The 12,773-nt window shown below is 29.2% G+C and carries 11 protein-coding genes; 6 read left to right on the forward strand and 5 right to left on the reverse strand.

Annotation, left to right across the window (positions count from 1 at the left end; all coding sequences use genetic code 11):
* Positions 1–39 precede the first annotated feature (39 nt).
* From ACFQZW_RS02115 to ACFQZW_RS02130, 4 genes are all read left to right on the forward strand, one after another.
* Positions 40–2,040 (forward strand): urocanate hydratase, encoded by a 2,001-nt coding sequence (locus ACFQZW_RS02115; protein WP_298288221.1) that lies wholly within the window; start codon positions 40–42, stop codon positions 2,038–2,040.
* Positions 2,041–2,060: 20 nt separating this feature from the next.
* Positions 2,061–2,588: a DUF4136 domain-containing protein gene (locus ACFQZW_RS02120; RefSeq protein WP_298263466.1), complete on the forward strand. Its 528-nt coding sequence runs from the start codon at positions 2,061–2,063 to the stop codon at positions 2,586–2,588.
* Positions 2,589–2,651: 63 nt separating this feature from the next.
* The gene (locus ACFQZW_RS02125; protein WP_298263465.1) at positions 2,652–2,822 is read left to right on the forward strand and encodes a DUF5522 domain-containing protein; all 171 of its coding nucleotides are present in this window, start codon (positions 2,652–2,654) and stop codon (positions 2,820–2,822) included.
* A 10-nt stretch (positions 2,823–2,832) separates the two neighbouring features.
* The gene (locus ACFQZW_RS02130; RefSeq protein ID WP_298288217.1) at positions 2,833–3,534 is read left to right on the forward strand and encodes a DUF4197 domain-containing protein; all 702 of its coding nucleotides are present in this window, start codon (positions 2,833–2,835) and stop codon (positions 3,532–3,534) included.
* Here the strand turns inward: ACFQZW_RS02130 and ACFQZW_RS02135 are convergent.
* From ACFQZW_RS02135 to ACFQZW_RS02150, 4 genes are all read right to left on the reverse strand, one after another.
* Entirely contained in the window at positions 3,531–4,337 is an 807-nt protein-coding gene (locus ACFQZW_RS02135) for an ABC transporter substrate-binding protein (RefSeq protein ID WP_298288215.1), read from the reverse strand. The genes ACFQZW_RS02130 and ACFQZW_RS02135 overlap by 4 nt on opposite strands.
* Before the next feature lie 59 nt (positions 4,338–4,396).
* On the reverse strand, positions 4,397–4,831 hold the full coding sequence (locus tag ACFQZW_RS02140) for an ankyrin repeat domain-containing protein (RefSeq protein WP_298288212.1): 435 nt from the start codon (positions 4,829–4,831) through the stop codon (positions 4,397–4,399).
* A gap of 131 nt (positions 4,832–4,962) precedes the next feature.
* A complete protein-coding gene (locus ACFQZW_RS02145) occupies positions 4,963–6,039 on the reverse strand; it encodes a sensor histidine kinase (RefSeq protein WP_386781389.1) in 1,077 nt (358 codons plus the stop codon).
* A 3-nt stretch (positions 6,040–6,042) separates the two neighbouring features.
* Complete coding sequence (locus ACFQZW_RS02150) at positions 6,043–6,819, reverse strand: LytR/AlgR family response regulator transcription factor (RefSeq protein ID WP_386781390.1); 777 nt, start codon at positions 6,817–6,819, stop codon at positions 6,043–6,045.
* A 455-nt stretch (positions 6,820–7,274) separates the two neighbouring features.
* Between ACFQZW_RS02150 and ACFQZW_RS02155 the strand changes: the two genes are divergently transcribed.
* A complete protein-coding gene (locus ACFQZW_RS02155; protein ID WP_298288203.1) occupies positions 7,275–10,262 on the forward strand; it encodes a SusC/RagA family TonB-linked outer membrane protein in 2,988 nt (995 codons plus the stop codon).
* Positions 10,263–10,273: 11 nt separating this feature from the next.
* Entirely contained in the window at positions 10,274–11,689 is a 1,416-nt protein-coding gene (locus ACFQZW_RS02160) for a RagB/SusD family nutrient uptake outer membrane protein (RefSeq protein WP_298288200.1), read from the forward strand.
* Positions 11,690–11,915: 226 nt separating this feature from the next.
* Here ACFQZW_RS02160 and pyrF read toward each other — a convergent pair whose 3' ends face one another.
* Positions 11,916–12,743: an orotidine-5'-phosphate decarboxylase gene (gene pyrF, locus ACFQZW_RS02165; RefSeq protein ID WP_298263450.1), complete on the reverse strand. Its 828-nt coding sequence runs from the start codon at positions 12,741–12,743 to the stop codon at positions 11,916–11,918.
* Between the last annotated feature and the right edge of the window lie 30 nt (positions 12,744–12,773).

Genomic DNA, 12,773 nt, shown 5'->3' on the forward strand with positions numbered 1-12,773 from the left:
TTTTACTAAAAAATATACAATCACCTAATACTAAATATTATGACATTTAAAGAGATAATACAACAAGGAATTCCTACTGAATTACCTTCAGTAAAACCATATGAAAAAGAAATAAATCACGCACCTAAACGAAAAGAAATTCTTACAAAGGCAGAAAAAGAGTTAGCTATTAAAAATGCTTTGCGTTATTTTGATGAAAGACATCATAAAGTTTTATCGAAAGAATTTGCCAGTGAATTAAAAGAATATGGTAGAATTTATATGTACCGTTTTCGTCCAGATTATAAAATGTACGCACGTCCAATAAGTGAGTACCCTGGAAGATGTGAACAAGCGAAAGCTATTATGCATATGATTCAAAATAATTTAGATTATGCTGTAGCTCAGCACCCTCATGAATTAATTACCTATGGAGGTAATGGTGCGGTTTTTCAAAATTGGGCTCAATATCTTTTGTGTATGCAGTATTTATCTGAAATGACAGATGATCAAACTTTAGTGATGTATTCAGGTCATCCTATGGGGTTATTTCCATCGCATAAAAATGCACCAAGAGTCGTAGTAACCAATGGGATGATGATTCCAAATTACAGCAAACAAGATGATTGGGAAAAATTTAATGCGTTAGGTGTTACTCAATATGGACAAATGACAGCAGGAAGTTATATGTACATTGGCCCACAAGGAATTGTACATGGAACAACCATTACAGTTTTAAATGCAGGTAGAAAAATTGCAAAACACAATGAAGACTTATCTGGCAAACTGTTTTTAACATCAGGTTTAGGAGGTATGAGTGGTGCACAGCCTAAAGCTGGAAATATAGCAGGATGCATTACTGTTTGCGCTGAAGTAAATCCAAAAATTACAGAAATACGATTATCACAAGGTTGGATTGATGAAAAAATAACTCATTTGGATAAGTTGGTTGAAAGAGTGAAAAAAGCTAAAGAAGCCAAAGAAGTAGTTTCGATTGCTTATCTAGGCAATATAGTTGATGTTTGGGAAAAGTTTGCAGATGAAAATATCTATGTTGATTTAGGTTCGGATCAAACATCTCTCCATAACCCTTGGGCCGGAGGGTATTATCCAGTAGGTATTTCATTTGAAGAAGCTAATAAAATGATGGCAAATGAACCTGAAGAATTTAAAGAAAAGGTTCAAGAAAGTTTAAGAAGACAAGCTGAAGCTATTAATAAACATACAGAAAAAGGAACCTACTTTTTTGATTATGGAAATGCTTTTTTATTAGAAGCAAGTAGAGCAGGAGCTGATATTATGGCTGAAAATGGAATTGACTTTAAATACCCATCTTATGTGCAAGATATTATGGGACCTATGTGCTTCGATTATGGTTTTGGACCGTTTAGGTGGGTGTGTACTAGTGCAAACCCAATAGATTTAGAAAAAACAGATGCAATTGCTTGTGAAGTTTTAGAGGAAATAATGAAAAACTCACCTCTTGAAATTCAACAGCAAATGGCAGATAATATTCAATGGATTAAAGGAGCTCAAGAAAATAAATTAGTGGTTGGTTCACAAGCTCGTATTTTATATGCCGATGCAGAAGGAAGAATGAAAATAGCAGAAGCTTTTAATAACGCGATTAAAAATAACGAAATAGTTGAACCAATTGTACTTGGAAGAGATCACCATGACGTTTCAGGTACCGATTCGCCTTACAGAGAAACTTCAAATATTTATGATGGATCTAAGTTTACAGCAGATATGGCGATACAAAATGTTATAGGAGACAGTTTTAGAGGAGCTACTTGGGTTTCTATCCATAATGGAGGAGGAGTTGGCTGGGGAGAAGTTATAAATGGTGGATTTGGTATGGTTCTTGATGGTAGTATAGAAGCAGAAAAGCGTTTAAAAAGCATGCTTTTTTGGGATGTTAATAATGGTATTGCTAGAAGAAATTGGGCTAGAAATAATGGCGCTACATTTGCAATTAAAAGAGCAATGGAGGTTGAACCAAAATTAAAAGTTACTTTACCAAATTTAGTAGATGATACCTTATTAAAAGATTTATTTTAATATTTAAATTTTTTTAAAAAATGAAAGCCATAAAATTACTTCCGTTAATGCTACTTTTTTTAGTTGCATCTTGTAATTCTATTAGAGTTACTTCAGATTATGATACTTCTACCGATTTTTCAAAGTATAAAACATTTGCTTTCTATAAAAAAGGAATAGATAAAGTTGATATTTCAGATTTAGATAAACGTAGAATTTTAAAAGCTGTTGAAAATGAAATGTTAGCCAAAGGTTTTACAAAATCTGAAAAACCAGATGTGTTGGTAAATATATTTACAAAATCGCGTCAAAAAGTAGATATCTATAATGATAATATGTATTTTGGGTGGCATCCTTGGTATTATGGACCTAACTATGGAATGCATATTTCAAAATATACCGAAGGGACTTTGTTTATAGATTTGATTGATGCTAAGAAAAAAGAATTGGCTTGGCAAGGTATTGGAAGTGGCGCTTTAAATACCTCAGGTGATGTGATTAAAAAGGAAGAAAAAATAAAAGAATTTGTAGCAGAAATAATGGCAAAGTATCCTCCTAGCGTGGAATAAAAAATATTCAATTACAAAAAACGTTCTAATTTAATTAGAACGTTTTTTGTTTACATTTGTACCATGGAATATAAAAAATTAATACCTTTAGAAGAAGGAGATTATTATATTAACAAGCAAGGATTTAGAGTTTTTACAGAAAAATATCACTTAAAGAGAGGGTATTGCTGTAAAAATGGTTGTAAACATTGTCCGTACGCTTATGATAAAAAAACAGATTCATTTTTAAAATAAATAAAAGACTATGATTAAGAAATTATTTTTAACAGTACTATTAATTCAATTTACAGCTTGTGCAGAATTACAACAAGTGGTAAATCAACTTCCAAATACAGGAATAACTAACGATCAAATTGGAAATGGTTTAAAGCAAGCTTTGCATAACGGAATTACCAATCAGGTAAGTAAACTAGCAGTTAAGGATGGTTTTTTTAAAAATGAATTAACAAGAATTTTATTGCCTGAAGAATTACAAAAAGTAGACAATACTTTACGTAAAATAGGCTTATCTAAATTAGCAGATGAAGGCTTGAAAGTTTTAAATAGAGCAGCTGAAGATGCTGTTGGTGAAGCTATTCCTATTTTTGTTGATGCCATTAAAGGAATGACCTTTATAGATGCTAAAAATATTTTATTAGGCGAAAAGAATGCTGCAACAATGTATTTGCAGAATAAAACATCAGAAGCATTATATCAAAAATTTAATCCTATAATAGCCAATTCTTTTCAAAAAGTTGGAGCAGATAAAATTTGGGAAAATTTAATTACAAAATACAATAACTTACCATTAACAGCTAATGTAAACCCGAACTTAACAGATTATGTAACACAAGAAGCTTTAAAAGGAGTGTTTACTATGGTTGAAGTTGAAGAAAAGGAAATTAGAGCAAATGTTAACAAGCGCTCAACAGAACTCTTGAAAAGAGTTTTTGCATTACAAGATTAAAAATGACTTTCTAATTTTTTATGCAATTCTTTAAAATAATCTAAAGCTAATAAGGTTCTTGAACCTGGCCAACTAAACATTTCTCCATCACCAAAAACGGTAATTGAACGATTGGTATAAGTGCCAATTTCTAATGCATGTTCATCTTTAAAAGGGAAAGGCTCTGAAGATAAGATAATTACATCGGGATCACCTTCATGTCTAATTCTGTTTATCTCAACTTTTGGATACCGGCTCATATTTGAATAAATGTTTTCAAATTTATTTAAAGCCAACATTTCATTAATATAGGTTTCATTAGCAGCAACCATATAAGGTTTCCCCCATATAAAATAAGCAACTTTTCTAATAGGTTTATTTTTTATAAACTGTTTAAAATCTTTTAGTTTAAAATCAATTTTGTGTGCTAAATTATCGGCTTCAGTTCTTCTGTTAAATATGGTGCCGAGCCTTAAAATTAAATCTATTGAGTGTTGTAGTGTTATAATATCTGAAAAATAGGTAGGAGCAATTTTTTCTAACTCAGGAAGAAATTCATAGCTATTTTCTTCTTTGTTACACAAAATAAAGTCAGGTTTAAGTGCTCTTATTTTTTCAAAATCAACCTTTTTTGTACCTCCAACTATTTTTTTTGTAGATTTTAAATGATAGGGGTGTACACAAAATTTTGTGATACCAACTAATTCATTCTCTAATGCCAAATCGCAAAGTAATTCTGTTTGTGAAGGAACTAATGATATAATTTTTTTTGGAGTTGATTTTAAGGTGATTTCTCTTCCTAGTTGATCCTTAAAGTACTTCATATTATATATAAATAAAGATACAAAAGTACTTAAAATATGTACGAGAATAAATTTGTTTCTTATTTTTTTAAAGCTTTTTGAAGTATCATATATGCTTCTTTAGCACCGGACATTTTTGCCCATTTTAAAGCAGTATCACCATTACAGTTTCTGGTTTTTAAGTTAGCTCCATTTGTTATTAAAAGTTTTAAAATTTCAACCCTATTATGTCTAGCAGCGTACATTAATGGAGTTAATTTTAAAGATTTTTCGTTGACATCAGCTCCTTGTTCAATTAATTTTTTTACAGCTTTATAATTCCCAATTTGAATTAATCTACAAAAACTAGCCATTTTATATGGGTTGTAGTGATGATAAGTTTTTTTTGGGCTTTTATTGTTCTTTTCTGATTTTGTAATAGGTAATGAAATTGAATTATTAATATTAGAAATATTACCTGCTTGAATTATTGAAATAGAAATAAAAAAAATCGTAAATATTAATAGTTTTTTCATAGTTTTATATAGTAGCTCATTAAATATATACCTAAAAGACGATACTTTTATGTACATGTTACAGCATTAACACTTTATTAACTTGACTTTAACAGACAAACGATAAAAGTTGTTAATTATTCTTAAATCAATTAATTATTATTAGGAAAAATTATTGAAGTTGTAATACCTTTTAAGTTTTTATTATTTTTCATCGAAAATTTGTACTTATCACCATAAATAATTTTTAGTCGATCAATGGTATTTTTTATTCCGTTACCATATACAACATTTTTTAAGGGAGCTCCATCATTTTCAATACTCAATACAATATTGCTTTTTCTTTTTTTAATGGATATATTAATTGTTAGTGATTCTGTGTTATAAGAATATCCATGTTTTATTGAGTTTTCAATTATAGGTAATAAAATTAAACTTGGTACTAAGGTGTTTTGTATTTTAGTATTAATTTGTACAGTTATTTTTAAATTGTCTGAAAATCTTAAAGCCATAATATCTAAATATCGCTTGCTTATTTTTAATTCTTCTTCTAATGGAATTAGGCTAGTATCTTTCAAGTCAAGTAAATCTCTTAATAAATCTCCAAAATCAGCAACAGTATCTTGAGCTAGTTTAGTGTTGGTTTCTATTAATGAAGAAATACTATTAAGCGTATTAAATAAGAAATGGGGGTGTAGCTTGTATTTTAAAATATTTAATTTGGCATTTGTTAGTTGGTTGCTAAGTTGTGCTTTTTCTAATTTACTTCTTTCAGTTTGTTGAAAATAATAGTAGGAATAAACAATACTTATCATTGAAAAATAAATAAGAAAATTTAAGTCGATAACAGATACGATACCAGCTAAATAGTTATCAACATTAATTTCTGATAACTCAATTTGACCAGTAACAAAAAATATTAAAGATGATGAAAAATAGATAACAAAACCTATAAATAATGAAAAAAATGAGTGAATTACAACAATATATTTCCACTTATATTTTTTTAAAATCATTAGCTTGGTGGTCATAGCAATTATCGACATAAATAATAGTACAATCACCCAATCTAATAAAATACTCTCTAATAAAATTTCTTTCCAAGTAGAAAATTCATATCCAAAACTGTTAGTTTTTAAATAATAAATTTTAAATAAAGAAATTAAAGAGGTAGCCGTATAAAAAAGGATTAAAATTTTAAGTAGTTTCGTGTCTATATATTTTCTCATTTTTTAAAGCCCCATTTTTGTTAAAAAATCTTTTTTATAACTTTTACTTATTCTAAACAATTTTGAATCAGTCATTTTAACATCAATTTCACCATAGTTAGAATGGATTAATTCAGCAACTTCATTTAAATTAATGATAGTTGAACGATGAATTCTAATAAACTGTTGAGGGTTCAATGTATCTATTAAATTACTAAGAGACTCTCTAAGTAAATATTTTTTTTCATTGTTAAAAATTTCTGCATAATACCCAGAAGCTATAATATATTTAATTTCATTTGACTTTATGAAAAAAACTTTATTTCCTAATTTGATAGGTAGTTTTTCAGAATAGTTTTTGATGGTTTTGGTTTCACTAGTTTTAATATATTTAACTAAGTTTTCAAGCTTATCTTCAAAAGGCTTATAATCTTTATTATCAATATATTTTAAAATATTATTTACAGATTTAAAAAAACGATCGTCTTTATAAGGTTTTAGTAAGTAATCGAATGCAAAGTAATCAAAAGCCTTAAGCGCATGTTCATTATAAGCTGTGACAAATATTACGATAGGTTTTGGATTCAAAGAAATTTTTTCAAGAACATCAAAACCTGTCATATCTGTCATTTGAATATCTAAAAAAATTAAATTAGGTTGGAGTTCATCAATTTTATTTATGGCATCTTTTCCATTTGAACATTCTCCTAAAATTTCAATTTCGTTGACTTCTTTTAATAAATTTTTTAAACGTAATCTAGCTAAAGCTTCATCGTCAATAATTAATGTTTTAATAACCATTTTAATTTTTAAATTCGGATAAATTTCTTGATTTCTAATTACAAATTAAATGTTTTCTAAATAGTAATTGATTTGGCAAATGTTAATTTAAACCTAAAAATAAATAGTTCAAATCATTTATAATTGATTTAAAATCAAATATAGGTGTTTTCAAATCTTTTTAAATTAATTATTAATTATAGAAAATTGTTGATTAATGCAATAATACCTAGAGTGTATTAAATTATATATAAAAAAATGTTGATAAACTTAAGTAAAACACTTAAAATACAATTAGAGAATTTCATTTAACAAATACTTGTAGTTCAATTCAAAATTGTAAGCACTCACTTCACAGCTGCTATAAACTTTTTTATACCTCAATATATTTAGCTCAATATTAATTTAAAATGAAATTCATGAATCGAAGTTACAAACTTTTAATCTCTCTTGTTTTTTTGTTGGGTACGTTTATTATGTATTCTCAAGAGAGAGTTATTTCAGGTACTGTAGTATCTGAAGATAGCAGCCCTTTACCTGGGGTAAATGTATTGATTAAAAACACAACTAAAGGTGTTTTAACAGATTTTGATGGGAAATATTCTATTTCTGCTAAAATAGGGGATGTTCTTATCTTTAGTTATTTAGGTATGACTACTAGAGAAATTACTGTAGGAGATTCAGCAAGTATAGATGTGACTCTAAAGGCTGAAAATAATTTATTAGATGAAGTAGTGGTGGTAGCTTATGGAACTACTACACTTCGTGAATCAACAGGGTCAATTTCTAGTGTAAAAGCTGATGATATTTTAAATGAAAGCCCAGTTGTATCAGTTCAAAATTCACTACAAGGTAATGTATCAGGAATACAAGTTGGTTCAACTAGTGGACAACCTGGTTCTTTTCCATCAGTTCGATTAAGAGGAGTTGGATCAATTAACGCAACAAGTAATCCATTGTATATTATTGATGGAGTTCCAGTTGTGGCTGGAGATCAATCCAATTTTACAACCTCTACATCAAATGTACTTTCTACATTGAATCCAAATGATATTGAAAGTATGACTGTTTTAAAGGATGCTGCATCAGCATCTCTTTATGGTGCTAGAGCAGCAAATGGTGTAATTGTAATTACAACTAAAAAAGGAAAACAAGGTAAAACAGTTTTCGAGTTTAAGTCAAGTTATGGCGAATCTGATGTTGCTTTTAGAAACTCCGATAGAGAAATGGTAGATGGAGACACTTATAGAGATTTAACTAGAGAATCTATTTATAATTTGTTTCATTATGTACAAGGGAATGATGTTGCAACATCAAATGAGCAAGCTGATTTTTATTTAGAACAACTTTTTCCAGTTCCAGAAGGAGGCTATACTAATTGGAAAGATGTTTTATTTAGAAAAGGAAGTATTAAATCTCACCAATTTAGTGCAAGGGGAGGTGATGAAAAAACGAGATTTTTTGCAAGTTTAAGTGCTCATGATGAGGAAGCTATTGTTTATGAATCAGATTTTATTCGTTATACAATTAATAGTAATATAGATCATAAGGCAAATAACAACATTTCTTTTGGATTAAATACTACTTTAGGCTTTACTAAACAAAATTCTGTTCCAGATCAAGGCTTATATTATGCAAATCCCTATACAGCATATTTAATTTCCTATAATCCAACTGATCCTACAAGAAATAGTTTAGGAGAATTGTTACCTAGTATACAAAATCAATATCCAAACCCTGAAAAAGAAAGAGGTTTAACAGAGCAAAGTTCTAAACAAATTAGATTTTCTGCAACTCCATATTTACAGGTTAAATTTACAGATTGGTTGACCTTTAAAACAACAAACAGTTGGGCCTATTATTTTAATACAGATAATTTGTATTGGGGACCAACATCAAACGATGGCTCAAGTTTTAATGGGTATGCATATAGAGCACACAATACAATTTCTACGTTAACTACTTCAAATACTTTAAATTTTGTAAAAACCTTTAATGATGTTCATAACTTGAATGTTATGGCTGGTTTTGAGGTTAGTAAAACTGAATATGATGATTTTTCTGCCGATGTACAAAATTTTCCAAATGCAGTATTAAAGGACTTTACAACGGCTGCTGAAGAGCTTGATACTGACACTAATTTTCAGGAAGATAAACTTATTTCTTATATATCTAGAGCCCAGTATAACTATAATAACAAGTATTTTTTGAGCGGTTCTTTACGTTATGATGGTAGTTCAAGGATGAGTGAAGATAATAGATATGGTACATTTTGGTCAGTTTCAGGAGGATGGGTAATAACAGAAGATTTATTTAAAGAAAACACCTTTATAGATTACCTAAAATTAAGAGGTTCATATGGTACTTCAGCAACCTATCCAAATAGTTTTACGGGGGCATTACCTTTATATGCCTTTTCAGCAAGTTATAATGATCAAACTGCTGCTTTTCCATCTCAATTGGCAAATCCTAATTTAACTTGGGAAACCAATAAAAACTTTGATATAGGTTTAGAGTTTGAGTTGTTAAATAAGAAAGTTTCAGGTTCTTTAGAATATTATAATAGGTTTACTGAAGATTTGCTACAAGATGTTCCAATTTTAACCACTACAGGTTTTTCTACAATTTTACAAAATGTTGGAGAAATGAGTAATAAAGGTTTTGAACTATCTATTACAACTAATAATATTGATAAAGATAATTTTAAATGGACAACTACCATAACAGGAGCTACAAATAAAAACGTTATAGAAAAGCTATATGATGGAGATGATATTCAACTATTTCCTCATATTTTGAGAGAAGGAGAATCTAGATATACTTTTTATTTAAGAGAAGCTAAAGGTGTTAATTCAGAAACTGGTCAATGGGAGTGGTATAAAAATACAACAAATTCAGATGGAGATATCATTTCAGGAAGAGAAACCACATCAGTAAGTGGTGAAGCAGAAAGTACAATTGTAGGTAAATGGGATCCTGATTTCTATGGAGGTATTAGAAATAATCTTAAGTATAAAGATTTTGATTTATCATTCTTATTTAATTATAATATAGGTGGACAAACATATGATTCTTATGCATATTATTTAAATAATGATGGAAGTTTCCCATTTCAAGGAATTCCAAAAGGGCAAACTGATAGATGGCAGCAACCTGGCGATGTGGCAGCAAATCCAATGAGGGTGTTTAACAATTCTTCAAGTTCTAATTTTCAATCAAGCAGAAGGTTACATGATGCTACTTATTTAAGATTAAAGGATATTACCATAGGGTATAATCTTCCAAAAAAAATATTAGAACAAACAGGTGTTTTTTCAAATGTTAGACTTTCATTAAATGGAACTAACCTAGTTACTTGGGCAAAGGATAAATCATATGACCCAGAATCACAAGTAGGAGGTGCAACAGGAACTTCTATACCATATACAAAAACGTACACATTTAATGTACAATTACAATTTTAAAAAATAGAATAATGAAAAGAATAATTTTAATAATATTAGGTGTGCTAATTATTTCTTGTGGAGATGATTTTTTAGATGTATCTCCATCACAATCATTGCCACCTTCTGAAGCATTTAAAGATATAACCGCCGTAGGTCAAACTGTTTTAGGAATGTATAGCGGAATTCAAGGAGATGAGTATTATAGTTATTTTATGATAGCTATGCCTGCAGTTAAAGGAGATGATTTCCAAACTAGGCAAACTGGTAAAAGAAGCCAAAATTTATATAGATTTAATGAAACAGCCGAATCCGATAATGGAGGAGCTGGTTTTTGGGATCAAGCGTATTATGTGTTAAATATAGCTAATTCAATTATTGAAAATATTGATGCAGTTCAAACGAATTCTGCAGAAGAAGAAGTGTTGAAACAACAATATAAGGGAGAAGCTTTAGCAATGAGAGCTTTAATAAATTTTGATTTAGTTCGTATTTATGGAAAACCTTATAGTGTGGATAATTCTGTATTGGCGGCACCATTAATTACAAGAACTCAAACTCCAGAAGATGATCCAGAAAGAGCTACTGTATCTCAAATGTATACTCAAATTGTACAAGATTATGAGGCTGCTGTAAATCTTTTAACAGATGAGATTAATAATGGACAATTTAATTCTTGGACTGTTAAAGCTTTACTTTCAAGAGTTTATTTATATATGGAAAACAATTCAGATGCATTAGCATTAGCTAAAGATGTTATTGATAATAGTCCGTATTCATTAGTATCATATGAAAATTATGCGTCATCATTTTCTCAAGACTTCAATTCTGAAAGAATTTTTGAAATTGTAAATACAAATGCTGATAATCCAGGTTCTCGTGAAACTATTGGATATGTAGCAGGTCCTCAGTTTTCAACCTCAGGTTATGGAGCAATAATTACTACTGAAGTTTTTGAAAATTTAATATCTTCAGAACCAAATGATGTTAGAAATACAATGTTTGCTGAAGATGATTCAGGAAATTCAAAAGGCTATTACAAGAAGTGGCCTGGTAAACCAGGTAGTTCAGTTATATTAAATAATATACCAGTTGTTAGATTGTCAGAAGTATATTTAATTGCAGCTGAAGCTGCTGTTAAATCTAATAATTCTTTTGATGCTAACTATTATTTAGGAGAAGTAATGAAAAGAGCTAATCCAACGGTTTCGGTTCCTTCTTCACCAACACTAAATGATGTGTTAACTGAAAGAAGAAAAGAGTTAGCATTGGAAGGACATCGTTTTTTCGATTTAATGAGAAATAATTTAACGATAATTAGAGAAGGAGGTAGACACCTTGTTGGAACACCTACAAATATTACTAATAGTGATACCAGAACTATTTTCCCTATTCCTCAAAAAGAAATTAGGAAAAGTGATGCTTTGGTTCAAAATCCAGGATACTAATTTATTTAAAAAAGAGGTTGTTTAAACAACCTCTTTTTTTTGAAACTAGATAGTTTACTTCAAAATTTAAGTAATTCATATCAATTTTATAAGAGTCGCTCTTTTTTCCAAGTATTTTAGTTTACAAATTACAAAACTTTGTTTTCAGATGTATAATTGTTTGAATTAATTTACAAAACTGAAAAACAACAACGTAATTGTTTGAATTATATAAGCCAAGGAGTCATTAACCTTGGCTTTTTTTGTGTAGAATTTGCTCCATTTCTTGTTGAAGTTTAAAAGCTTCATCTTTAGCTTTTAATGCAAAACCTTTGTCATTTCCAGCATAAATAATTCCTCTCGAAGAATTGATCAATAACCCACAATTATTATTTAAGCCATATTTACAAACATCTTGTAAATTTCCACCTTGAGCACCTACACCTGGAACTAATAAAAAATGATTAGGTACTATCTGTCTAATATCTTTAAAGTACTCAGCTTTGGTTGCTCCAACAACAAACATTAAGTTTTCAGAATTTTTCCAAGTTAATGCAGTTTTTAAAACTTCTTTATATAATTCGCTATTATCTGTTTTAAGTCCTTGAAAATCTAAACCACCTTTATTTGACGTTAATGCCAAAAGTATGGTGTGCTTATTGTTAAAAGCTAAAAAAGGTTCTACAGAATCGCTACCCATATACGGAGCTACTGTAACTGAATCAAAATTTAAATCTTCAAAAAAAGCTTTAGCATACATCGTTGAGGTATTTCCAATGTCACCACGTTTAGCATCGGCAATGGTAAAAATTTCGGGATATTTTTCATTAATATAATTAATGGTTTTTTCTAACGCTACCCAGCCTTTAATACCATAAGCTTCATAAAATGCAGTGTTGGGTTTATAAGCTACCGCTAAATGATGAGTAGCGTCAATAATTTGTTTATTAAATTCAAAAATAGGATCGCTTTCAGAAAGAAGGTGCGTTGGAATTTTTGCCAAATCCACATCTAAACCAATACATAAAAAAGATTTTTTTTGCTGTATTTGTGAAATAAGTTCTAGTTTGTTCATAGGTTTTAATAAAGAATTATGCAAAAGTAC

The organism is Lutibacter aestuarii (assembly GCF_042676885.1).
GTDB classification, from domain to species: Bacteria; Bacteroidota; Bacteroidia; order Flavobacteriales; family Flavobacteriaceae; genus Lutibacter; species Lutibacter aestuarii.